The organism is Spirillospora sp. NPDC052269, from assembly GCF_040679435.1.
Lineage (GTDB): Bacteria > Actinomycetota > Actinomycetes > Streptosporangiales > Streptosporangiaceae > Spirillospora.
The window spans coordinates 335,172-358,453 of record NZ_JBFAUU010000006.1 but is presented as its reverse complement, the minus strand read 5'-3'; the positions used below and the strand labels follow the sequence as shown (position 1 = coordinate 358,453).

Here is a 23,282-nt window from a genome sequence, read left to right as displayed (position 1 = left end):
TCACACTCCTTCGGCGAATCGACCGGGCGAGAGCCGGTGATCGGGATCGAACTGGTCCTTCACTCGTCGCATGAGGGGGAGAGTCGGCATCGGCCCCCAAACGTCGACGGACTCACGGACGGCCTGCCCCGCGCGCACGAGGACGACCCGGGCTCCGGCCGGTTTCAACGCTTCACGCAGTGCTTCCAGGTCGTTGGGTGCCGTGTAGAGGCGTCCGGCACCGGCAGAGCCGCGCAAAGGCAGCCCCTTGGCGGCGTCCATGACGTTCGGCAACTGGGCTGGGAGGCTGCGGATCTCCGCGAGGAGCTCGCCCTCAGGAAGCCTGTTCCACCAGTCCGGCTCGGGAGCGGGCGAACCACCGAGCAGCTCGCGCAGGCGCGCGGACGTCTCGTCAGGGGTCTCGGTCTCGGCCTCCACAACGACCGTCGTCTCGTCCGAACCGGCCGGACGGTCGATCTCGAGCGCGCGCGGGACCACTTGGGAGTGCAGAACCGCCTGGACGGCCCGTCCTGGATCCTTCACCGTGGCCGCGACGCGCACGACGCGCGCGGCCGGGTGCATGCGGAACGTCGCGTCCACGATGAGGCCGAGCGTGCCGAGAGAGCCCGTGTAGAGCTTGCCGAGGTCGTATCCGGCGACGTTCTTGACGACCTTGCCGCCGGAGCGCGTGACCGTGCCGTCCGCCCGGACGACCGTGATCCCGATCAGCAGGTCGCGGGCGGATCCGTGCAGCAACCGGCCCGGACCCGCGACATCCGTGGCGATCGCGCCGCCGATCGTCCCGTTCACGGGCGGGGCGAGCGCGAGGTGCTGTCCCCAGCCGCCGGCCTCGGCCGCGCGCAGGGCCTCGAACGTCAATCCGGCCTCGACGTGCAGCGTCAGGTCGCCGGGGGAGTGCCTGATGATCCGGTCGAGGTTGCGGGTGGTGACGAGCACGTCGCAGCGTTCGACCGGACGGCCGTGGTCGAGCTTGGTCCCGGTGCCGGACGGGACGACGGACAGACCGTGCTCGGCGGCCGTCCGCATCACCGCAGAAGCCTCATTCAGGCTGGCGGGGGCTGCGACGACCCCCGGAACCAGACCGTCGACCCGATCGGCGACCTCACCAGGCCGAAGGTCGGGGCAGACCTTGGCGAACGCATCCAGAACCGACATCAGAACAGGTCCGCCTTTCCCTCGGCGACCAGCGGGTGCGGGCCTTTCCGGACGCCCGGAACCTCCCCGCACAGGCGCGGCGTCGGGAAGACCTTGCCCGGGTTGCACAGCCCCGCCGGGTCGAATCCGCACCGGACCATCTGCATCGTGTCGAGGTCCTCGTCGCTGAACATGCGCGGCATGTAGCGGGCCTTGTCCACACCCACGCCGTGCTCGCCCGTGATGGAGCCCCCATGCTCGATACAGAGATCGAGGATCGCGCCGGAGACCTTCTCGGCCCGCTCCTGCGCGCCCGGTACGGCGTCGTCGAAGAGCACGAGCGGATGCAGATTGCCGTCCCCGGCGTGGAAAACGTTCGCCACACGCACGCCGGACTCCCGGCTCAGCGCGTCGATGCGTCCCAGCACCTCGCCGAGCGCCGTCCGCGGGATCACACCGTCCTGGACGATGTAGGCGGGGCTGATCCGGCCCATCGCGGCGAACGCGGACTTGCGGCCCTTCCAGATCAGCGCCCGCTCGGTGTCGTCGGCCGCGACCCGGATCTCGAACGCGCCCGCGTCCCGGCACAGCCGCCCGACCTCGGCGAACTGGTGCGCGACGGTCGCCTCCGGGCCGTCCAGCTCGACCACCAGCACCGCGCCCGCGCCGTCCGGATAGCCGCAGGCCACGGCCGCCTCCGCGGCCTCGATGGACAGCGCGTCCATCATCTCGATCGCCGCGGGCACGACCCCGGCCGCGATGATCGCCGACACCGCCTCGCCGCCCTGCTCGATCGTGTCGAACGCGGCCAGCAGCGTCTGGACGGCCTCCGGCAGCCGGGTCAGCCGCACGGTGATCTTGGTGGTGATGCCGAGCGTGCCCTCCGAGCCGACGAACACGCCCAGCAGGTCGAAGCCCGGATCGTCCCGGGACAGCTCCACGATCTCGCCGTCCGGGGTGACGATCTCGCAGGCCAGGATGTGGTGCGCGGTGAACCCGTACTTCAGGCAGTGCGCGCCGCCCGAGTTCTCCGCCACGTTCCCGCCGACCGAGCAGATCTGCTGGCTGGACGGGTCGGGCGCGAAGTAATAGCCGTGCGGGCGCGCGGCTCGGGTCACGTCCAGGTTGATCACGCCTGGCTCGACCGTCGCGCGCTGGTTCGCCACGTCGATATCGAGGATGCGGCGCATTCTCGCCGTCACGATGAGAACGCCGTCCGTCCTGGGGAGCGCCCCACCGGACAGGCCCGTCCCCGAGCCCCGGGCCACGTAGGGGATGCCCGCCTCAGCGCACGCGCGCACGATGGCGGCTATCTGCTCGGCCGTCTCAGGCAGGACGACCAGCCCGGGAGAGGCACGGTGGGACGTCAGCCCGTCGCACTCGTACGTGCGCAATCGCACGGGATCGGTGATGACCGACTCAGGACCGAGAACGCGGGTACAGCGTTCGGCCAGGGCCCGCAGAGTGTCTGCCATGCCGTCTCCCTAGGGCGAGGGGCACGGCGGCCCTGGCCGTCCATGACGAGCCGGGGCCACCGCGCCCATGATCTTGCGGGAGTCCTTCCCTTTCGGGAAGCGGATGTACGCCTACGGGAAGTGGATGTAGGCCGGAGTGGTCAGGAACTCGGAGTACTCGTCCGCGAGGGTGACCTCCTTGAACAGCGCCAGGGCCTCGTTGTAACGGGGCTCGTTGAAGGCGTCGCCCAGTTCGGCGCGGATCCCGTCCATCTCCTCGTCCAGCAGGCGCTCGACCAGCTCGCGGGTGACGGTCGGGCCGTCCTTGAGGATCACGCCGTTGCGGATCCACTGCCACACCTGCGACCGGGAGATCTCGGCGGTCGCCGCGTCCTCCATCAGGTTGTGGATCGCGACCGCGCCCGAGCCGTTCAGCCAGGTCGCGAGGTAGCGCAGCGCCACGTCGATGTTGTTGCGCAGGCCCGCCTCGGTGATGTCGCCCGGCGTCGCCTTGAAGTTCAGCAGGTCGGACGCCGAGACCTTGACGTCCTCGCGGAGCCGGTCGCGCTGGTTCGGCTTGTCGCCGAGGACGCCGTCGAACACCTCGCGGCAGACCGGCACCAGGTCCGGGTGCGCGACCCAGGAACCGTCGAAGCCGTCGCCCGACTCGCGCGTCTTGTCCGCCCGGACCTTCTCCAGAGCGACCTTGTTGACCTCGGCGTCCTTGCGGGACGGGATGAACGCGGCCATACCGCCGATCGCGTGCGCGCCGCGCTTGTGGCACGTGCGGACGAGCTGCTCGGTGTACGCGCGCATGAAGGGCGCGGTCATCGTGATCGCGTTCCGCTCCGGCAGGACGTAGTCGGCGCCCCGGTCCCGGAACTTCTTGATCACGCTGAACAGGTAGTCCCAGCGGCCCGCGTTCAGCCCGGCGGAGTGGTCGCGCAGCTCGTAGAGGATCTCCTCCATCTCGAACGCGGCCGGGATGGTCTCGATCAGGACGGTCGCGCGGATCGTGCCCCGCGGGATCTCCAGGGTGTCCTGGGCCAGGTTGAAGACGTCGTTCCAGAGGCGCGCCTCCAGGTGCGACTCCATCTTCGGCAGGTAGAAGTACGGGCCCTTGCCCTTGGCCAGCTGGCGGCGCGCGCAGTGGAAGAAGTACAAGCCGAAGTCGAACAGGGAGCCGGACATCGGCTCGCCGTCCACCAGCAGATGCTTCTCCTCCATGTGCCACCCGCGCGGGCGCACGACGATGGTGGCGAGCTCCTCGTCGTCCTTGAGTCCGTAGGACTTGCCGCTCTTGGCGTCGGTGAAGTCGATCGTGCGGTCGAGGGCGTCCCGCAGGTTCAGCTGGCCCTCGATCATGTTCGTCCACAGCGGCGTGTTGGCGTCCTCGAAGTCGGCCAGCCACACCTTCGCGCCCGAGTTCAGCGCGTTGATCGTCATCTTCCGGTCGGTCGGGCCGGTGATCTCGACCCGGCGGTCCCGCAGGCCCGGCGCGGGCTCGGCGACGCGCCAGGAATCGTCCGTGCGGACCTCGGCCGTCTCCGGCAGGAAGTCCAGCGTGCCGCCCGCCGACAGGCGCTCCTGGCGCTCCTCACGGGCCTGCAGCAGCTCCTTGCGGCGCGCGCCGAACTCGCGCTGGAGCGTGGCGAGCAGGCCGAGCGCCTCGGGGGTGAGGATCTCGTCGTAGCGCTCGCCCAGAGGTCCCCGGACCTCGACACCGTCGGTCATGTGCCCGCCCTTCCTTCGTTGTGCCGCTTCGTGGTGCGCGTGCGAATTTCGTCTAGCGAAATTCCGGTTCTGTTCTGTGGAGAACGCTACTCGCCGGTACGGATCCGGGTCAAAGCGGGGGCGTTCCTGGGGAACTCCCCTCGGAAGGGCCGGGATAATCGGGTGACCTGCCCAGGCGCGCGTGGGACGATCTCGGGGAACCGTCCGGGACGACCGCGGGCGACCTCGGGACCGTCCAGAAGGGGCGGACATCGCGGGGATGCCACGGTGTAGCGCGGGTACGAGCCGTCGTGGGGAATCGACCGGGCCCCCACGGCGTTTGACAGAGGGCATATGACTCAACGTTTCTCAGAACACCGCACCGACGACGTCCTGGACGACTTCGGCGGCCTCGACGGCTTCGACGGGGACGAGCCCATGACCGGTGAGCTCGACCTCGAGGAGCGCCGCGCGCTGCGCCGCGTCACAGGACTGTCCACCGAACTCGAAGACGTCACCGAGGTCGAGTACCGCCAGCTCCGGCTGGAGCGGGTCGTCCTGGTCGGCGTCTGGACCGAGGGCACCGCCGAGGACGCCGAGATCTCGCTCCGCGAGCTCGCGCTGCTCGCCGAGACCGCCGGGTCGCAGGTCCTGGAGGGCCTCACCCAGCGCCGCACCCGGCCGGACGCGGCGACCTACATCGGCTCCGGCAAGGCCGAGGAGCTGCGCGACGTCGTGATCTCCACCGGCGCCGACACCGTGATCTGCGACGGCGAGCTCGCGCCGAGCCAGCTGCGGCACCTGGAGGAGATCGTCCAGGTCAAGGTCATCGACCGGACCGCGCTGATCCTCGACATCTTCGCCCAGCACGCCAAGAGCCGCGAGGGCAAGGCCCAGGTCGAGCTCGCCCAGCTGAACTACCTGCTCCCGCGCCTGCGCGGCTGGGGCGGCAACCTGTCCCGGCAGGTCGGCGGGCGCGCCGCGGGCGGCGTCGGCATCGGCGGCCGCGGCCCCGGTGAGACCAAGATCGAGCTGGACCGGCGCCGGATCCGCACCCGGATGGCCAAGCTGCGCCGCCAGATCGCCGAGATGGGCAAGGCCCGTGACACCAAGCGCGGCGAGCGCCGCCGCAACATGGTGCCCGCCGTCGCCATCGCCGGCTACACCAACGCGGGCAAGTCCTCCCTGCTGAACCGGCTCACCGGCGCGGGCGTGCTGGTGGAGGACGCGCTGTTCGCCACCCTGGACCCGACCGTCCGGCGCGCCACCACGCCGTCCGGACGCGCGCACACGCTGGCCGACACCGTCGGGTTCGTCCGGCACCTGCCGCACCAGCTCGTCGAGGCGTTCCGGTCCACCCTGGAGGAGGTCACCGACGCGCACCTGGTCGTGCACGTCGTGGACGGCTCCGACCCGGACCCCGAGCGGCAGATCGACTCCGTCCGCGAGGTCTTCCGCGAGATCGGCGCCGACTCGCTGCCCGAGCTCATCGTGATCAACAAGGCGGACGCGGCCGACCCGCTCGCCATCGCCCGGCTGCGCCGGCGCGAGCCGCACAGCGTCGTCGTCTCGGCCCGCACCGGCCAGGGCATCGACGACCTGCGGGCCGCGATCGAGGCCGCCCTCCCCATGCTCGCGCACGAGGTCCGCGTCCTGCTCCCGTACGAGCGGGGCGACCTGGTGGCCGCGATCCACGACCGCGGCGAGGTCCTCAAGCAGGAGCACGAGGCCGCGGGCACCGTCATGCTGGCCCGCGTCCCGGAGGACCTGGCCGGCGAACTCGCCCGGTATGAGGATCCGGTCACCGCGACGTCCTGAGCCCGCTCAGGTTGGCACGCGTTTCCGCTCGGTTTCCTGAATGTTGCCTGGAGTAGCTGAACGTTTCCTGGACGTCGCGAAGGTTCTCCGGCAGGTCCAGGGGACGTGCGGCGACGCGCGGGCGCGTGTAATTGCGACCCGGCATGCGTTCAGGGAAAGCTGCGGGGAGCACAGACGCGAAGAGAACGGGTGCGGCCGCACGATCGTGCGGCCGCACCCGTTCTCTGATCGTTTCCGGACGTGCGGTCGTCGCCGTAAGGTGACAGCTTCTCCATTCCGCTTGACGGGTCTGCCGGAATCCGTACGGTCGTAGGACTAAGGGTGGGGTGATGGCGTCGATGCGGTGTGTCCCGGTATTTGGCGGTTTATTGGACGTTGGGCGGGTTATGGCCGGATGTCGGTCGTGTTCTGCCTGGTCCGACGCCCAGGGACGCCTTCACCGTCCGGGAACTTTCCGGCGGCGCGCGGCGTTGGCCGGGCGAAGGTTGTCCGCCGGGCCTTCAGTGCACTACCGTGACGAAACCGATATCTCCGGTCTCGTTGCTCAAGGTGATCATTCGATCACCCATTCCCCCAGTGGTGAACCGCCGGCACCCAGTCGGCGTTCCGTATCGAGAGCAGGTGGCCCAGTCCATGGCGTCATACCCCACGCCGCGCGGCGTTCCCACCCCCACCGGGCGGTGACCCCGTGACGGTCAGGCTGCTCACCAACATCGGACGTCTCTGGACGGGCACCGACGTCTGCAGCAACGCCGCCGTCCTGATCCACGACGACCGCATCGTGTGGGCGGGTCCGGCCTCCGATCTGCCGCAGAGCGTGCCCGGCATCATCGACGACATCGTCGACGTCGACCACGTCGAGAACCTCGGCGGCGGCCTGGTCACGCCCGGCCTCATCGACGCCCACGCGCACCCGGTCTACGCGGGCAACCGCTGGGCCGAGCTCGCGATGCGCACCAGCGGCTCGTCCCACTCGGCCATCGCGGCGGCCGGCGGCGGCGTCAACTCCACCGTCACCGTGACCCGCGGCACCGACCCCTGGACGCTGTGCAACGGCGTCCGCGAGCGGTTGCGCCAGTGGATCCTCGCCGGCACCACGACCGTCGAGGCCAAGACCGGCTACCACCTCACCCGCGACGGCGAGCTCGCCGACATCCGGATGCTGCGGTCGCTGGAGTCCGAGCCGTCCATGCCGCGCATCCACGCGACCTTCCTCGCCGCGCACATCCTGCCGCCCGAGTACTTCGGCCGTCGCCGCGACTACATCGAGGCCGTCCGGCAGTGGGCCGGCGACGCCGCCGTCGCGGGCGCCGACTCCATCGACGTCTACTGCGACGAGGGCCACTTCACCGCCGAAGAGGCCCGCATCCTGCTGCTGACCGGCAAGCGCAACGGCCTCAAGGCGCGCATGCACGCCTGCGCCAACGAGCGCGTCGGCGCGGCGCAGGTCGCCGCCGAGGTCGGCTGCGCGTCCGCCGACCTGCTCACCCAGGCCAACGACGACGACGTGAAGGCCCTCGCGCACGCGGGCGTGACCGCGACGGTCTGCCCCGGCAGCGCGCTGAACTCGTCCCGTCCGGCCGCCCCCGTGCGCTCGATGCTCGACCGCGGCGTCACCGTCGCGCTCGGCACCGACCACAACCCCGGGCAGTGCGGTATCACGTCCATGCCGCTGGTCATCGGCCTCGCCGTCGCCATGTACGGCCTGTCGGTCACCGAGGCCCTCCGCGCCGCCACCCTCGGCGGGGCCGCCGCGCTCCGCGTCGGCGACCGCGGTTCCCTCGCCCCTGGCATGCTCGCCGACCTCGTCCTCTGGGACGCCGACCACGAGGGCGCCTTCGCCTGGGCCTTCGGCCTCCGCGCGCTCCGCGTCTGGCGCGGCGGCGTTCCCGTCCAGCCCTGACGCCGTCCCGGGCCGACCCCGGGGCGGCCCACCGTCTCCGGCCGGCCCGGACGTGGACCGCACTCGGGGATGTCGCCCCTTCGGGCGTGATGCTCTTTGGTTCACGGGACCGTCACAGACCGATACAACTCGGTCACCCGTCTTGGTCACCCGGGAGTAGCCTCACCCATGGGCAGTGCGGTAGCGGTCGTCACGGACTCCTCGTCCTTCCTCCCCCCGGACCTCGCCGACCCGCGCGCGATCACGGTCGTCCCGCTGCGGCTCGCGGTCGGCGGAGACGTCCGTGACGAGGACGCGACCACGGCCGCCGAAACCGCGCGTGCGCTGCGCGAACGGCACCCGGTCACGACGTCCAGGCCGTCCCCGGAACGCTTCGCCGCGGCGTACGCGTCCGCCGCGGAGGCCGGCGCGTCCGCCGTCGTCTCGGTGCATTTGTCGGCCTCGATGTCGGGGACGGTCGAGGCCGCGCGCCTCGCCGCCGCGGGCTCGCCGGTGCCCGTCCACGTGGTCGACTCGGGCACCATCGGCATGGGGCTGGGGTTCGCGGTCCTGTCCGCGGTCTCCAGGGCACTGGGCGGCGGCACACCCGCCGAGGTCGTGGCGGCCGCCGAACGCCGTGCCGCGCTGACGCGGTCACTCTTCTACGTCGACAACCTGGAACACCTGAGGCGCGGCGGACGCATCGGCGCCGCCGCGAACCTGCTGGGCTCGGCGCTCATGGTGAAACCCCTGCTGGACATCTCGTCGGGACGCGTCACGCCGCTGGAGAAGGTGCGCACGACCTCGCGGGCACTGGCCCGGCTGGCCGACCTCGCCGTGGCCGAAGCCGCCGACCGCCCCGTGGACCTGGGGATCCAGCACCTCGACGCGCCCGCCCGGGCCGAGACGCTCGCCGCCGATCTCCGGAAGCGCGTCCCGAAGGTCGCGGACGTCCACATCGGAGAAGTCGGCCCGGTCATCGGCGCGCACGTCGGCCCGGGGATGCTGGGTGTGGTGGTCGCGCCGCTGCCCTGAGGCAGGCGCTACCTGGGCCGGTCCCGGAGGCAGCGCTCGATCCATCCTGCCTTGTATTCGAGGCCGGTCTTGGTGCCGGGGCGAATGGGGGCGGGCATCGGCCAAGCCGGAATATCGCCCTTCTCGACGTGCTTGACCTCGAACAATGCGCTGCATCGCGCATAGGGGTTCCGAGGCCCGGAGAACGAGAAGAAGGCGAGAACGATCCCTCCTTCCCGGCGGGGTGGAGGGGCGGTGATCTCGGTGGCGGCGCCGGAGAAACCCGCACGCCATGCTGGAGTTCCCTGGTTGATCACCTCGCTTCGCCTGGAATCCGCCGACGGTATGCCGACGAGAACGATCGCGACAATCTCCGCCGTCCGGATCACGCCCGGCAATCTACCGATCACCGCCCACAGTTACCGGTGATCTCGATTTGCGGCTCGGAATCGACTCTCTCACCTGCGAGAACGGAAGTTATCCACAGTTGGCCGCTGCGCTTTCAACCGGTGCTTCGGGTCTTCTAGCGTCCTATGCATGGACATTCTCAACTCAACGGCCCCACCGGCCGCCCACTTTCGCTCGGCCCCCGCCCGTCCCGTCTTTTCCATGCCGGACGCCGGGCCTTCGAACGGCCTGGCAGGGCCCGAGGCCGCCTCCTTACTGGATGCGAGCGCCGAGCGCGAGGCGAGTCTTCGTCCGGAACGCCGTTCGCAACCCACCACAGGGCCCCACGGCGACGAACGGGCGCGTCCCGCAGCGCAGACGTACCTTGGCGAGGGATCGCGTTTCGCCGCGCAGGCTCATACCGGTGAGGGATCGCGTTTCGCTGCGCAGGCTCATGTCGGCGAGGGGAGACGCCCCTCCGCGCGGGTGGATGCCGAAGCGACCGCCCGCTTCGAGAGCTGGGCGCACCCAGAAGCCGGCGTGCAGCAGGAACGCGACACGAGACCGGCGCCTCGCCTCGAACGCCCACTGGACATCGCCCTACCTCCGGACGCGGCACCGAGGAAGCCGAAGCGGCGCCTGTCCGGAACGGATTCACCGTCCGCCCCACGGACGCCGCAGCATGATCACCAGGGCCCTGACCAACGCGCCGAGCCCCTCGGCACGCGACTTCTGGGGCGCGTCCGGGGCCTGCTCGAACGTGATCGCCTGGATCCCGGCATGGGCGGGGTCCGTGCCCTGATGATCGTTGGGGCCGTCGCGGTGCTGGTCGCGGTCGGCTACCTCTGGATGGCACGCCCACGTCCCGAGCCTGTGACGGCATCCGCCGGAGCTTCCCCGTCCTTGTCGGTGTCGGCGAGTGACACGAGCAGCCACGCCTCCGCCGGGCCCAGTGGCGGGCCGCAACTGGTCGTCCAAGTGATCGGCAAGGTCCGCCGCCCGGGCGTCCTGACCCTCGCCACAGGATCACGCGTGGCGGACGCCCTCAACGCCGCCGGAGGCGTCCGCCCCGGCACCGACACCGGCGCACTGAACCTCGCCCGCAAGCTCATGGACGGCGAGCAGATCGCCGTCGGGATCCACCCACCCGCGCCCCCACCCGGCCAGGGCCCGGCCCCACCCGGCGGAACCATGCCGGGCTCGCCGTCCGGCACGTCCCCCGGAGCCCCGCTCGACCTGAACACCGCGACGGCCGAACAACTCGACCAACTCCCTGGAGTGGGCCCCGTCCTGGCCCGCCGCATCATCGACTACCGCACCCAGCACGGCCCGTTCCGCAGCGTCGACCAACTCCAGGAGGTCCCCGGCATAGGAGCCCGCCGCCTGACAGACCTCAAACCCCTGCTCAACGCCCCCGGCTGACCACGACCGACCCCGCCCACAACCGACCACACCCACCCGCTGTAGGCCCGTCACGCTCCCGACCAAGAGAGCCAGAACACCTCGTCCAGGCCGACGGAGCAGACCAGCAGGATGACTTCGTCGCTGATCGATACGTCGTCTTCGGCCAGGCCAACGAGCTGTCCCTGTTCGTGGAGGACGGGGTGATCCCGATCGGACCGGCAGGGCGGCTTCGGGCTTGGACGCAGGATGACCTCGGCCTCGCCCTGGAGGACCGGCCGGTCAATCGTGGGTGCCCCTGCCAGCCTGGCGGGCTGTGGTGGGGGCAGCTGGGCATCTGTGACCGGCAAGCCGGCCACGTCCAGGCAGAGCCACCTGTCTGCCTCGATGGGGCTCACGCTCGGGTGCTGATCGCCCAGGCTCGGGTCTGATCACGCGCTTGAGCCAAGCCCGATCGCGTATGAACCCAGCTCGACCCATTGCGCACACCTGACCGCACGAACGAGGTCAGCCCCACCACGAAGGGGCTGTCACGCGTTCCGCCACACAGCTTCACTCCGCCACCAACGAGGCTTCTGGCCCAACCACTGAGAACCCGAACCACCCACCGAGGAAGACGAACCGTGAAGGTTGGAATGAGGCCATCCGAGGGGGACCTGCCGCCTGCACGGTCCCTCGCACCCGCGCAGGCCCCAGTGTCCCGGCGGAGCTCCGCGTCTGTGCAAGCCCCTGCGTCTGTAGAGGCCCCCGCGCCCGCACTAGGGTCCGGGGCCGAGCAGGGGCCCGCCTTCGCTGAAGTGCCTGCGTTTGCGCAGGAGTCTGCGTCTGTGCAGGGGCCCGCGGGTGCACAGCCCGTGTCCGCAGAATGCTCCGCGTTCGCGTGGACCTTCGCGTTCGCGTGGACCTTCGCGTTCGCGTGGACCTTTGCGTTCGCGTGGACCTTCGCGTTCGCGTGGACCTTTGCGTTCGTGTGGTGCCTGGTGCTGACAAGAGGGGCCCTGCCTGCCCGCGGGGCCGTGCCTGTGAGAGGGGTGCGTTCGCGAGAGGGACTGAGTCCGTGAGGGGGGTCTTGCGCATCCGGGCACCTGTGTCGGCACCGCTGCCTGAGCCTGCGCGAGGGTCTGCATTCGAAGGAGGAGCCGTGTCTGGACGGGCATTCGCGTCCGTGGGAGGGCAGGCAAGTGCGGGCGGGGCAGCGGCTGTGCAGGTCCGCGTCGGCAGGTGGGGCGGTGCCTGTGTCTGAGGCCACGCGAGGGTCGGCGGCTGCACGAGTTTCTTCCTCTGAGGAGGGGGAGCGGACGGTCGTCGAGCATGACTTGCGGTTGATCGGTCCCGCTCTGGGCGCCTGGGCTGGGGCCTTTGTTTGCCTCGGGCGGGCCGCCTGGACGTGCTACTTCCTGGCGGGGGCCTGTGTGCTCGCGGCGTGCGTGTGCTTTCTGCGTGTGCGTCGTGGGCGAGTTCGCGCTTCGTTTGAAGCCCATCGACAGGCGGGCCATCCAGGGACACCTCCGGGCCCTGGCCGGGCGGGTGGTTCGAGCGGGCTGGAGGGGCCGGGCAGACCGGGCGTTCTTGGAAGGTTGGTCGGCCTGCGCGGGCTGGGTAGCCGGGGCGGCGGGGCGGTTGAGGTCTGGCTGGTGGTCGGGGGAGTCGTGTCGCTATGTGCGGCGGCTTCCGCGGCCGGAGTCGGGCTTCGGACGTCGGCGGTGCGGTCAGGGCCGGTGTTCGCCGCGGCGCGGGCGCATCACGGTGCGGCGATGGTGGCCGTCATCACGGGCGATCCGAAGACCAAGCAGGTCGGCGGGCGGGATCTGGTGATCGTTCGTGCGCGGGTGGAGCGCTTCGAGGGGCATGGGACGTGGGTGCGGACGAGGGTTCCGGTCCTGCTGCTCGCTTCTGGACGGAAGTGGAGTGGACTGGTTCCGAGTGTGAAGGTCCGATACGTGGGACGGCTCGCGCCGCCCAAGCGGGCGGAGTTGCTGGCGGCGGTGGTGCTTGTGCGCGGGCCGCCCTCGGTGGTCGGCGGGCCGTCGAAGATTCAGCGGGTCGCCGGGGCCGTCCGCGCGAAGCTGAGACAGGCGGCGAACATCCTGCATCCGGACGCGCGCGGAGTACTGCCCGCCATGGTCGTCGGCGACACCTCCCGCCTCGACCCGACACTTGCCGAGGACTTCACCACGGCCGGACTGAGCCATCTCCTCGTGGTCTCCGGGGCGAACCTGGCGATCGTCGTCGGAGCGGTCCTGGCACTGTGCCGGGTGGTCGGGCTCGGCAGACGGGGCGCGCCACTGATCGCGGGGCTCGCGATCGTCGGGTTCGTCGTGATCGCGCGTCCGGATCCGAGCGTGCTCCGGGCCGCGGTCATGGCGACCGTCGGCCTCCTGGCCCTGTTCACGGGCCGTCCACGTCAGGGTGTGCCGGCGCTCGCCGGGGCCGTGCTCCTGCTCGTCCTCGTCGATCCGGAGCTGAGCCGGTCGTACGGGTTCGCGCTCTCAGCCGCGGCGACGGCGGGGCTGCTCGTGCTCGCACCGGCCTGGCGCGAGCGCCTGCGACGGCGCCTGCCCGACCTTGTGGCGGACGCCTTGGCCGTGGCGGTGGCCGCCGAACTCGCGGTGGCGCCGATCCTGGTGATGATGTCGGGCGAACTGGGCGTCGTCTCGGTGGCCGCCAACCTGCTCGCCGATCCGGCGGTCGCCCCGGCGACGTTGCTGGGCGCCGCGGCCGCAGTGACGGCGCCGGTCTCCCCGTCGCTCGCCGGCCTGATCCTCTGGCCTGCGGAGTATCCCGTCCGCTGGATCATCTGGGTCGCCAGGACGGCTTCGACCCTGCCCTACGCCACCCTCCCCTGGGCGAGCGGCGCGCTGGGCGCGGCCGGCCTGCTCATCGCGGGCGCCATCACCATTGGGATGCTGCGCTCACGACGCCTGCGACTCCTGTTCGCCGCCGCGATCGCAGGAGTTCTGGCGGGTGTGGTGTGCATGCACGTCCTCGCCCCAGGCTGGCCTCCGCCGGGCTGGCAGCTCGTCGCATGTGACGTGGGTCAGGGTGATGGCCTCGTTCTGTCAGCAGGCCCGGGACGTGCGGTCGTCGTGGACGCGGGACCGGAACCGGCCGCGATAGACGGCTGCCTCCGCCGTCTGCGTGTGCGCGAGGTGCCGCTGCTGGTCCTGACACATCCACATGCCGATCACATTGGTGGGATCCCGGGTGTCCGCCATGGCCGACGGGTCGGGTTGGCGCTGGTCACACCGCTGGGGTTTGGCCGCGAGGCCCGCTTCACGGCGGGCGTTCCCATCCGCCCCGCCCTACCCGGCGAGACCTGGCGGATCGGAGACCTTGCTTTGAACGTTCTGGCTCCCGCCGCGTCCAACCCCCGTCTCACCGAGCATGACGACGGCACGGTCATGAACAACGCCAGCGTCGTCCTGGTCGCGACCCGGCCAGGCTTCAGCGCCCTGCTACCAGGCGACGTCGAAACCGAGGCGCAGCAAGCCCTGGTGTCGGCCGTGCCTCACGTCCAGGTCCTGAAGATTCCCCATCACGGCTCCCGCAGCCAACACCGCCCCTTCCTGGCCGCGGCCCACGCCTCGATCGGCCTGGTCTCCGTGGGGGAGCACAACGACTACGGGCATCCGTCCCCTCGCACCGTCGGCCTGCTCCAGCACCTGGGCATTCGGGTGTTGCGCACTGATCAACAAGGAGACATCGCCGTCGTCCGAACCCGCACAGGCATAGCCACGGTCGCCCGCCACTGATCCTGGCGACGACGCGTTCGGCTCGCGCGTGGCCTCCGTCCTCTCCGTCCCCAAAGGGGCCATTCCACCGATCCGTGGCTGGTGGCGTACGTCTGGGGGGCTCGCGGCGACGTCCAGGCGGTCATCGACCGTGTCCAGGCACGCGTCGACCCCGAACTCAAGGCATTGCTGCTCTCCTGGCGTGGACGGCGGCTCGCGTCCGCTTCGCGCGGCCACCGGTCCGTGACTGTTGGCTGTGATGCTCCTGGGCGAGGGCGAGGGCGAGGGCGAGGGCGAAGGCGAGGGCGAGGGCGAAGGCGAAGGCGAGGGCGAAGGCGAAGGCGAGGGCGAGGGCGAAGGCGAAGGCGGGAGCGGGGACGAGGGCGAATGGTGGGGCGAGGGCTGAGGGCGAATGGTTGGGGGGCGGGATCGGGGGCGAACGGTGGGGGGCGAGGGCTGAGGGTGAGCGGCTGGGGCGGGGCGGCTGGGCTGGAGGAGGAAGCGGAAGGGCGAGGCTTGTTGGGGCGGTGGGTGTTTGGGCTGTTGGGTCGGGGTGGGGGGAGGGGTGTGGCATTGTTGGGGGGTGCCAGTGGACGCCATCACCTTGATCGTCGGAGACGAGGAGCTGCTCGTTGAGCGGGCGGTCGGGGACGTGGTCGCCGTGGCCCGGGCGGAGGATCCGGAGACCGAGGTCATCGACCTCGTGCCCGGGGGGATGGAACCGGGACGGCTGGCCGAGATGACCTCGCCCTCGCTGTTCGGCGGCGGGAAGGTGCTGGTGCTGCGGTCGTCGCAGGATCTGAACAAGGATCTCGCGGCCGAAGTGCTCGGTTATGTGAAGAACCCCGCGCCCGATGTGGCCCTCGTCGCGGTGCACGCGGGCGGAGCCAAGGGGAAGGCCCTGGCCGACGGGCTGACCAAGGCGGGGGCGCGGAAGATCGCGTGCCCGAAGATCACCAAGGTCGGGGAGCGGATCGACTTCGTGCGCGCCGAGATCCGGCGGCACGGGGGGAAGATCTCCGCCGACGGCGCGCGGACGCTCGTGGACGCGGTCGGGAACGACCTGCGGGAACTCGCCGCCGCGGCCAGTCAGCTGGTCGCCGACACCGGCGGCAAGGTCGATGACGCGGCGATCGCGCGGTACTACCGGGGGCGGGCCGAGGTCAGCGGGTTCGCCGTCGCGGACAAGGCGATCGAGGGGCAGCTCGCGGACGCGCTGGAACAGCTCCGGTGGGCGCTCGCGACCGGAGTCGCGCCCGTCCTGATCGTGAGTGCCCTGGCGCAGGGTGTGCGCGGGCTGGCGAAGGTCGGGGGCGCTCCTCGGGGAGCTCGCGGCGCGTCGCTGGCGAAGGAGCTGGGCATGCCCCCATGGAAGATCGACCGGGTGCAGCGCCAGCTGCGCGGCTGGTCGGGGGACGGCGTCGCGCGGGCCCTCACCGTGGTCGCCGAGGCCGACGCCCAGGTCAAGGGAGGCGCGGCCGATCCGGCATACGCCCTGGAGAAGGCGGTTTCCGACATCGTCGCGGCCCGTTCCGCGCGCTGACACCTGCCCGTTCGGGACGCTGACACCTGCCCGTTCGGGACGCTGACACCCGCCCGTTCCGGGCGCTGACGCCCGCCCGTTCCGGCCTGACGTCCTGTGCGTGGCGTGGGCTGAGCTCGCTCGTTCCGGGCGCTGGCGCCCCATGCATGTCGTGTGTTGACGGCTGCTCGTTCTGCGCGCGGCCGTTGATACGGCGAGCGCGGCGGCTGCGGTGCCGATACCGACGTCCGTGCGTGGCGGGCGCTGATGCCCGCCGGTTCGCGTGCCGGCCTCGCGCTGGAGCAGTGACGCTCGCGTGTTTCGTGGGCTGAGGTCGTCAATGCGTGCTCGCGCGGGGTGAGACCGGGCTCGTGGGCTGGAGCGTGCTTGCCTCGCGTGGCGAGGCCTCGCGTTCTGGTGGGGTCTGCGCGTTTCCGTGCGGCGAGGCTCGCGCATCGTGTGCTGGAACGGCGCCTGGCGTGGTGACGTCCACACCACGCGTGCCGGGGTCTGCGTGCTCGGGTGGTAGCCCGTACGGGGTTCTGGGTGCGGCGTCGGTGAGATCACTGGTGAGCGTGGCCGGGTCGCCGCGTATCGCGTTCTGGAGCCTGCCCGCTTCGTGTGGTGGCGACCGCGTGTTTGGGTGGGGCCGCGTATCGCGTTCTGGAGCCCGCCTGGGTGAGTGTGGCTGGTTTGTGGGGTGTGGCTCGTGATGGTTGGCGGGGCGCGGATAGGGCCGTGGTGGGTCAGGTGGCTTTGGGGGTGTGGACGGCGGTGAGGAGGGTGGTCACGGCTGGGTCGGGGGTTCGGTCGGGGTGGTGGACGGTGTGGTAGGCGACGGGTGGGAGGTCGGTGATCTCGCGGTGGACGAGGTTGGGCGGGGCGGGGACGCAGCCGTTCACGACGGCGAGGCCGGCGCCGAGGGTGACGAGGTGGACGATCAGGGGCCAGCCGGACGCCTCGACCGCGACGGTCCAGGGGACGTCTGCGGCTCGGAGGGCGCGTTCCAGGGAGGCGCGGTGGGGGCCGTGCGGGGGCGGGACGATCAGGGACGTTCCGGCGAGGTCGGCCAGGGTGAGGGCCGGACGGGACGCCAGGGGGTGGTCGGCGGGCATGGAGAGGACCTGGGGGAAGGACGCCAGGGGCGTCGCGGTGAGGTCGGCGGGCAGGACGTCCAGGACCGCGACCCCGACGTCGGCGGCGCCGCTTCGGACGGCGGTGAGGACGCGTGCGCGGTCGCCGTTGACGAGGCGGACGCCGGTGTCGGCGTGGAGGCGGCGGATGGCGGGGCCGAGCAGGTACAGGTAGGCGCCCTCGCCCGCGGCCAGGACCGGGACGCGGGTCCGGGACGTCCCGTTGAGGTCGGACAGGAAGGCGGACATCCGGTCGTCCAGTTCGCGGGCGAAGCGGGCGAGGCGTTCGCCGTCCGGGGTGAGGACGAGGGTTCGGCCGCGGCGGAGGTAGAGGGGGCGGCCCAGGTCGTCCGCGAGCTTGCGGATCTTGGTGTGCAGGGCGGGCTGCGAGATGTGCAGGTCCTCGGCGGCGCGCGTGAAGTTGAGGTGGGCGGCGAACACGGCGAAGGCGGCGAGCGCGTCCGTCGACAGGCGTTCCATAGCGAGAAACTATAGGTGGCGGCTCGATAGATAGTTCTGCTCGAGTCCTGGGGTCGCGACGCTTGAGGCATGGAACCCAGACTCGGCGTCGATTTCGGACGCGTCATTCAGGGCGGCCCGCTGGCGCCGGGGAACGCGGACACGGCGTTCCTCGGCGGGACGATGCGCGACGCCCTCGCCTCCCCGGCCACCGAGGGGGCGTTCGAGGCGCTGGAGGAGCTGGTCGGGCTGTTCGGCGGACAGGTGTGGATCATCTCCAAGTGCGGTGAACGCGTCCAGCGGAAGACCCTCGCGTGGCTCGACCACCACGATGTCGCCGGACGGACCGGGCTGCCGCGTCGCAACATCCGGTTCTGCCTCAAGCGGGCGCAGAAGGCGGACCACTGCGCCCAGCTGGGCATCACCCACATGATCGACGACCGGGTGGACGTGCATCGCGCGCTGGCCGGGGTCGTGCGGCGCCGGTACCTGTTCGGGCCGCAGGGCGGGCTCGTCCCCGAGTGGCTGCCCAATCCGCTGACCTGGCCGGAGGCGGTCACGATGATCCGCGCTGACCTGGCGGTCTAGAGGGTCAGGTAGCGCGGCGGGACGCGGGCGACGAGCCAGACGCCGTTCTCGCTCAGGCGGAACTCGTGGCCGTCCGCGGCCATCTCGGCGGCCGCCACGGCCAGGACGACCGGGACGCCGCGGCGGGCGCCCACGCGTTCGGCGGTGGCGCGGTCCGGGGACAGGTGGACGGCGTGCCGCCGCATCGGCAGCAGCCCCTCGGTCATGATCGCGGGAAGGGCCGTCCGGACCGTCCCGTGGAAGAGGACGGGAGGCGGCGGGACGCTGGGCAGCCCCAGCTCCACCGGGACCGAGTGCCCCTGGCTGGCGCGGATGCGGCGGCCGTCGTAGGCGTAGCGCCGCTTGTCGTTGGCCGCGACGACGTGCTCCAGCTCGTCGCGGGTGATCGGGAAGCCGTGCCGCCGGGCGGCCGCGAGCAGCTCGTCCACGTCGGCCCAGCCGTCCGCGGTCAGGGTCAGCCCGATCCGTTCCGGACGGTGCCGCAGGTGCTTGGCGAGATACTTCGAGATCTTCACCAGGCGGCGCTCGTCCATGATTGCCACGCTATCCGGCATGTCCACGCACAACGACGAGGCCGTCGTCCCAGCCACAGGGACGACGGCCTCGTCGTGAAAAGCCTGGAGAGCGGCCTTACTTGGCCAGCTCGGCGGCGCGCTTGGCGATGGCCGACTTGCGGTTGGCGGCCTGGTTCTTGTGGATGACGCCCTTGCTGACGGCCTTGTCGAGCTTGCGGGCGGCGTCACGCTGCGCGGCGACCGCGGCCTCGGCGTTGCCGGCCTCGGCGGCCTCGCGGAACTTGCGGATCGCCGTCTTCAGCTCCGACTTGACGGCCTTGTTCCGCAGGCGAGCCTTCTCGTTCTGCTTGTTCCGCTTGATCTGGGACTTGATGTTAGCCACGTCGTAGTGCCTCAGCCTTGGTTGCGATCCTGGTTCCCGGCGTGCGACGGCCGCGCGCCCGGGATTGTACGAAGGTTGAACGGGGCGGAGGGTGCCCCTCGGCACGACGCTACGCCACACGCAGTCGCACAGCTTACCAATCCGCCGCCCCCACCCAAAACCCGGCCGGTCGAACCAGGTCTCCAGGGGCGGTGGGACCGGGGCTCCGGGCCGCTCGGACCCGCCGGAGCGGGGGCTCCGGGGCGGTGCACCGAGCATCCCCCTGGACATGGGACCATGGAGAACGGTAGTGGAAGTCTGCCATGTCCTGTCCACCTGTGAGTTTGCGAACGGATCCCGGTGCCTGCGCCTGAGCCCAACAAGACCGACCCCGCGATCATCCGCAACTTCTGCATCATCGCGCACATCGACCACGGCAAGTCGACCCTGGCCGACCGCATGCTGCAGCTCACCGGGGTCGTCGACGACCGCTCGATGCGCGCCCAGTACCTCGACCGGATGGACATCGAGCGCGAGCGCGGCATCACGATCAAGTCGCAGGCGGTGCGGCTGCCCTGGCGCGGCGAGGACGGCACCGACTACGTCCTGAACCTGATCGACACGCCCGGCCACGTGGACTTCTCCTACGAGGTGTCCCGGTCGCTGGCGGCCTGCGAGGGCGCGATCCTGCTGGTGGACGCGGCGCAGGGCATCGAGGCGCAGACGCTCGCCAACCTGTACCTGGCGCTGGACGCCGACCTGCACCTCATCCCGGTGCTGAACAAGATCGACCTGCCCGCCGCGCAGCCGGAGAAGTACGCCGAGGAGCTCGCCGGGATCATCGGCTGCGACCCGTCCGACGTGCTCAAGGTGTCCGGCAAGACCGGCGAGGGCGTCAAGGAGCTGCTGAACCGCGTGGTCGAGACCGTCCCGGCGCCGGTCGGCGACCCGGACGGCCCGGCCCGCGCGCTGATCTTCGACTCGGTGTACGACACCTACCGCGGCGTGGTCACCTACGTCCGGATCGTGGACGGCCACCTGTCGCGGCGCGAGAAGTCGCTGATGATGTCGACCGGCGCGGCGCACGAGACGCTCGAGGTCGGGGTCATCTCGCCCGAGCCGAAGCCGGTCGCCGGGCTCGGCGTCGGCGAGGTCGGCTACCTGATCACCGGCGTGAAGGACGTCCGGCAGGCGCGGGTCGGCGACACCGTCACCGGCGCGACCCGGGCCGCGGCCGAGGCGCTCGGCGGCTACCAGGACCCCAAGCCCATGGTGTTCTCGGGCCTCTACCCGATGGACGGCGACCAGTACCCCGACCTGCGGGACGCGCTCGACAAGCTGCGGCTGAACGACGCCGCGCTGGTCTACGAGCCGGAGACGTCGGCGGCGCTCGGGTTCGGGTTCCGCTGCGGCTTCCTCGGCCTGCTGCACATGGAGATCGTCCGGGAGCGGCTGGAGCGCGAGTTCAACCTCACGCTGATCTCCACCGCCCCGAACGTGGTCTACCGGGTGGTCATGGAGGACGGCACCGAGCACGTCGTCACCAACCCCAGCGAGTTCCCCGAGGGCAAGATCGGCGGGGTCTACGAGCCGGTGGTGAAGGCGACCATCCTCACCCCGTCCGACCACATCGGCGCGATCATGGAGCTGTGCCAGACCCGGCGCGGCGTGCTGCTCGGCATGGACTACCTGTCGGAGGACCGGGTCGAGATCCGGTACACGATGCCGCTCGCCGAGATCATCTTCGACTTCTTCGACCAGCTGAAGTCCAAGACCCGCGGCTACGCCTCGCTCGACTACGAGCCCGCGGGCGAGCAGGAGTCGGACCTGGTCAAGGTCGACATCCTGCTGCAGGGCGAGTCGGTCGACGCGTTCAGCCAGATCGTGCACAAGGACAAGGCCCGCGACTACGGCCTGATGATGACCTCCAAGCTGAAGGAGCTCATCCCGCGGCAGCAGTACGAGGTGCCCATCCAGGCCGCGGTCGGCGCGCGCATCATCGCGCGCGAGAACATCCGCGCCATCCGCAAGGACGTCCTCGCCAAGTGCTACGGCGGCGACATCTCCCGTAAGCGGAAGCTGCTGGAGAAGCAGAAGGAGGGCAAGAAGCGGATGAAGACGATCGGCCGGGTGGACGTCCCGCAGGAGGCCTTCGTCGCCGCGCTGTCCACCGGCGAGTCCTCGTCGCCCGCCGACAAGGGCGGCAAGAAGTAGCCTCCCGGCGCTGATTTCAGGGCGGTCCCGCTTGGCGGGGCCGCCCTGTTCATGTGGAGCGGCCTGTCTGGCCTGGTCAGAATGCCGGGCCGGGCAGGCCGTCCCTGTTCGAGGGGGAACGGGTCGTGTCGGCGCGGACGGAGCGTGTCCGCTCGGGCCGGTGAACCTTCCCCGCAGGCCATGCGGCTTTGTCCAAAGCGGTGGTGACGCCACGCCGCGAGAGCAACACTGTCCGTCGTGACACATACCCTCCTGCACCAGGTCCTGGTGTCCGATCTGGTCATTCCGGTCGGCCTCGCCCAGCAGGGCGGCCAGGAGTCCCGGACCGGCCTCGGCGCGCGCCTGACCGACGACACCTGGCTGCGCTGCGACCTCATGGTCTTCCGCAAGGAGCAGGCCGACGGCGACCGGTGCTTCATCCGAGGCGCGCCGCTGCTGGCCGTCGAGGTCGTCTCCGACGCGTCCCGCGCGGCCGACCTCGGACCCAGGCGCGCCCTGTTCGAGCGCGCCGGCGTCGGCGCCTACTGGATCGTGGACCTGCGCGGCGACGAGCCGTGCTTCCAGGTCTTCGAGCTGGACGACACGGGCCGGTACGCCGAGCGCGCGCTCGTCACCTGGGGACGCTCCGCCAAGCTGACCGTCCCGTTCGACATCGAGCTGGCCCCCGACCAGATCTTCGATCGGCAGCCCCGCCGCACCTCCCCCCGAAGGAGCCCCGCCGTGCCCGACCCGGTGACCGCCCCCGACGACTCCCTCGCCCGCCGCGTCGGGCCCGACCTGCCGCACGGTGAGGACCCGATCCTCATCGACGCGTTCGGACGGCGCTGGCCGACGGGCGCGGAGAAGGTCGAGCTGTGGGACGGCTGTCCCGTCTTCTACGGAGAGTGGGACGACCGCGACGTCGACATCGCCAGCCGCGCCTACCCGGGACGCGTCGTCCGGCTGGACCAGGAGCCCGGCGAGCCGGGCACGATGACCGTCCTGCCCGGCCCGTCCGAATCCGAGCCGGACGCCGAGCCCGAGCCCGGGGCCAAGCCCAAGCCCGAGTCTGACCCCAAGTCCGAGTCCAAGTCCGGGTCCGAGCCCAAGGCGGGCCCGGGCTCGGATCCCGGGGAAGGGGAGGCGGCCGCCTGAGCGGCGGCTACTTGATGAGCGGCCAGGCGATGACCGCCGGAACCTGGCGGAACTCGCCCCGGTTGGCGGCGCGCGCGGCGTAGACCAGGAAGACCATCACGACCGCCGAGAACAGCACCAGCAGCCACAGGATCGCCGGGAACACGAGGGAGATCAGGCCGCCGACGGCCCACACCGCGGCGCCCGCGATGCCCATGTTGAGGCCCTGTGCGGCGTGCCGCCGGACGAACGGGTGCCGGGCCTTGCCGAGGTAGACGACGGCAGGGGCGACGACGGCGACGAGGAACTGCCCGATGTAGGCCATCAGCGCCCACGTCGTCTCGTCGTAGCCGATCTCGCCGTAGTGCTCGGGCTCGGGCGCCGCGGCGGGCGGCGCGCCCTGCCAGCCGCCCTGCGGACCGCCCTGGACGGCCCCGGCGGGCGGCTGCTGCCAGCCCTGGCCGGCGGGCTGCTGCCCGCCCTGGGGTTGCTGCCAGTTCTGGCCGGCGGATTGCTGTCCGCCCTGGGGCTGCTGCCAGCTCTGGGGGGACGGCTGCTGCCAGTCCCGTCCGCCTTGCTGCCACTGCTGGTTCTGCGGCTGGTTCTGCGGCTGCTGCCAGGCGCCGGGTTGCTGCGGAGGAGGCCCGTAGGCCATGCGGTGCTTCCTCTCCGGGGTGCGGCGAAGGGTGAGCGAGAAGTGTAACGACCCTTTCGACGCCGCCGAAGGCGCCGAGGTTCCGGGCCTCGGCGTCTCGGCCCGGTCACGACCTCGGCGGTTCCGCGCGTTCCACCTCCGGCATGGGACGGCCCCCCGAGCAGGCTGCTCGGGGGGCCGTCCGTGGG

The 23,282-nt window shown here is 71.1% G+C and carries 19 protein-coding genes; 10 read left to right on the top strand and 9 right to left on the bottom strand.

The window, feature by feature from the left end:
- From AB0L06_RS15495 to aceB, 3 genes are all read right to left on the bottom strand, one after another.
- Nucleotides 1-1,155: an FAD-binding oxidoreductase gene (locus tag AB0L06_RS15495; RefSeq protein WP_500231645.1), complete on the bottom strand. Its 1,155-nt coding sequence runs from the start codon at nt 1,153-1,155 to the stop codon at nt 1-3.
- Nucleotides 1,155-2,609: an FAD-linked oxidase C-terminal domain-containing protein gene (locus tag AB0L06_RS15490; RefSeq protein WP_500231644.1), complete on the bottom strand. Its 1,455-nt coding sequence runs from the start codon at nt 2,607-2,609 to the stop codon at nt 1,155-1,157. Before AB0L06_RS15490 ends, AB0L06_RS15495 begins: the two co-directional genes overlap by 1 nt.
- Before the next feature lie 111 nt (nt 2,610-2,720).
- Complete coding sequence (gene aceB, locus AB0L06_RS15485) at nt 2,721-4,322, bottom strand: malate synthase A (RefSeq protein ID WP_500231643.1); 1,602 nt, start codon at nt 4,320-4,322, stop codon at nt 2,721-2,723.
- 333 nt (nt 4,323-4,655) lie between these two features.
- Between aceB and hflX the strand changes: the two genes are divergently transcribed.
- From hflX to AB0L06_RS15470, 3 genes are all read left to right on the top strand, one after another.
- Nucleotides 4,656-6,119 carry a GTPase HflX gene (gene hflX, locus AB0L06_RS15480; protein ID WP_500231642.1) on the top strand — a complete coding sequence of 488 codons (1,464 nt, stop codon included), beginning with the start codon at nt 4,656-4,658 and terminating at the stop codon, nt 6,117-6,119.
- 688 nt (nt 6,120-6,807) lie between these two features.
- A complete protein-coding gene (hutI, locus tag AB0L06_RS15475; RefSeq protein ID WP_500231641.1) occupies nt 6,808-8,022 on the top strand; it encodes an imidazolonepropionase in 1,215 nt (404 codons plus the stop codon).
- Nucleotides 8,023-8,190: 168 nt separating this feature from the next.
- Complete coding sequence (locus AB0L06_RS15470) at nt 8,191-9,036, top strand: DegV family protein (RefSeq protein ID WP_500231640.1); 846 nt, start codon at nt 8,191-8,193, stop codon at nt 9,034-9,036.
- An 8-nt stretch (nt 9,037-9,044) separates the two neighbouring features.
- Here AB0L06_RS15470 and AB0L06_RS15465 read toward each other — a convergent pair whose 3' ends face one another.
- The gene (locus AB0L06_RS15465) at nt 9,045-9,404 is read right to left on the bottom strand and encodes a hypothetical protein (RefSeq protein ID WP_500231639.1); all 360 of its coding nucleotides are present in this window, start codon (nt 9,402-9,404) and stop codon (nt 9,045-9,047) included.
- Between the two features lie 778 nt (nt 9,405-10,182).
- Between AB0L06_RS15465 and AB0L06_RS15460 the strand changes: the two genes are divergently transcribed.
- Nucleotides 10,183-10,824, top strand: a complete 642-nt coding sequence (locus tag AB0L06_RS15460; protein WP_500231638.1) for a ComEA family DNA-binding protein — start codon at nt 10,183-10,185, stop codon at nt 10,822-10,824.
- A 50-nt stretch (nt 10,825-10,874) separates the two neighbouring features.
- On the opposite strand, the gene AB0L06_RS15455 is transcribed toward AB0L06_RS15460, so the two are convergent.
- Complete coding sequence (locus AB0L06_RS15455; RefSeq protein ID WP_500231637.1) at nt 10,875-11,201, bottom strand: hypothetical protein; 327 nt, start codon at nt 11,199-11,201, stop codon at nt 10,875-10,877.
- Nucleotides 11,202-12,557: 1,356 nt separating this feature from the next.
- On the opposite strand from AB0L06_RS15455, the gene AB0L06_RS15450 reads away from it, so the two are divergent.
- From AB0L06_RS15450 to holA, 3 genes are all read left to right on the top strand, one after another.
- Nucleotides 12,558-14,555 carry a DNA internalization-related competence protein ComEC/Rec2 gene (locus AB0L06_RS15450; protein WP_500231636.1) on the top strand — a complete coding sequence of 666 codons (1,998 nt, stop codon included), beginning with the start codon at nt 12,558-12,560 and terminating at the stop codon, nt 14,553-14,555.
- 238 nt (nt 14,556-14,793) lie between these two features.
- Nucleotides 14,794-14,940, top strand: a complete 147-nt coding sequence (locus tag AB0L06_RS15445; protein WP_500231635.1) for a hypothetical protein — start codon at nt 14,794-14,796, stop codon at nt 14,938-14,940.
- 177 nt (nt 14,941-15,117) lie between these two features.
- Nucleotides 15,118-16,077, top strand: coding sequence for a DNA polymerase III subunit delta (gene holA / locus AB0L06_RS15440; protein ID WP_500231634.1), 960 nt, complete (start codon nt 15,118-15,120; stop codon nt 16,075-16,077).
- Between the two features lie 725 nt (nt 16,078-16,802).
- On the opposite strand, the gene AB0L06_RS15435 is transcribed toward holA, so the two are convergent.
- Nucleotides 16,803-17,669, bottom strand: coding sequence for a LysR family transcriptional regulator (locus tag AB0L06_RS15435; RefSeq protein WP_500231633.1), 867 nt, complete (start codon nt 17,667-17,669; stop codon nt 16,803-16,805).
- A gap of 69 nt (nt 17,670-17,738) precedes the next feature.
- Between AB0L06_RS15435 and AB0L06_RS15430 the strand changes: the two genes are divergently transcribed.
- Complete coding sequence (locus tag AB0L06_RS15430) at nt 17,739-18,236, top strand: hypothetical protein (protein WP_500231632.1); 498 nt, start codon at nt 17,739-17,741, stop codon at nt 18,234-18,236.
- On the opposite strand, the gene AB0L06_RS15425 is transcribed toward AB0L06_RS15430, so the two are convergent.
- Together AB0L06_RS15425 and rpsT are read right to left on the bottom strand one after the other, a co-directional pair.
- Nucleotides 18,233-18,769 (bottom strand): RNA 2'-phosphotransferase, encoded by a 537-nt coding sequence (locus tag AB0L06_RS15425; RefSeq protein WP_500231631.1) that lies wholly within the window; start codon nt 18,767-18,769, stop codon nt 18,233-18,235. The genes AB0L06_RS15430 and AB0L06_RS15425 overlap by 4 nt on opposite strands.
- 97 nt (nt 18,770-18,866) lie before the next feature.
- The gene (gene rpsT, locus AB0L06_RS15420) at nt 18,867-19,133 is read right to left on the bottom strand and encodes a 30S ribosomal protein S20 (RefSeq protein WP_500231630.1); all 267 of its coding nucleotides are present in this window, start codon (nt 19,131-19,133) and stop codon (nt 18,867-18,869) included.
- A gap of 339 nt (nt 19,134-19,472) precedes the next feature.
- On the opposite strand from rpsT, the gene lepA reads away from it, so the two are divergent.
- Both lepA and AB0L06_RS15410 read left to right on the top strand, forming a co-directional pair.
- Nucleotides 19,473-21,326 carry a translation elongation factor 4 gene (lepA, locus tag AB0L06_RS15415; protein WP_500231629.1) on the top strand — a complete coding sequence of 618 codons (1,854 nt, stop codon included), beginning with the start codon at nt 19,473-19,475 and terminating at the stop codon, nt 21,324-21,326.
- Between the two features lie 237 nt (nt 21,327-21,563).
- The gene (locus AB0L06_RS15410) at nt 21,564-22,460 is read left to right on the top strand and encodes a Uma2 family endonuclease (protein ID WP_500231628.1); all 897 of its coding nucleotides are present in this window, start codon (nt 21,564-21,566) and stop codon (nt 22,458-22,460) included.
- Between the two features lie 7 nt (nt 22,461-22,467).
- On the opposite strand, the gene AB0L06_RS15405 is transcribed toward AB0L06_RS15410, so the two are convergent.
- Nucleotides 22,468-23,094, bottom strand: coding sequence for a magnetosome magnetite crystal formation protein family (locus AB0L06_RS15405; protein ID WP_500231627.1), 627 nt, complete (start codon nt 23,092-23,094; stop codon nt 22,468-22,470).
- Nucleotides 23,095-23,282: the final 188 nt, after the last annotated feature.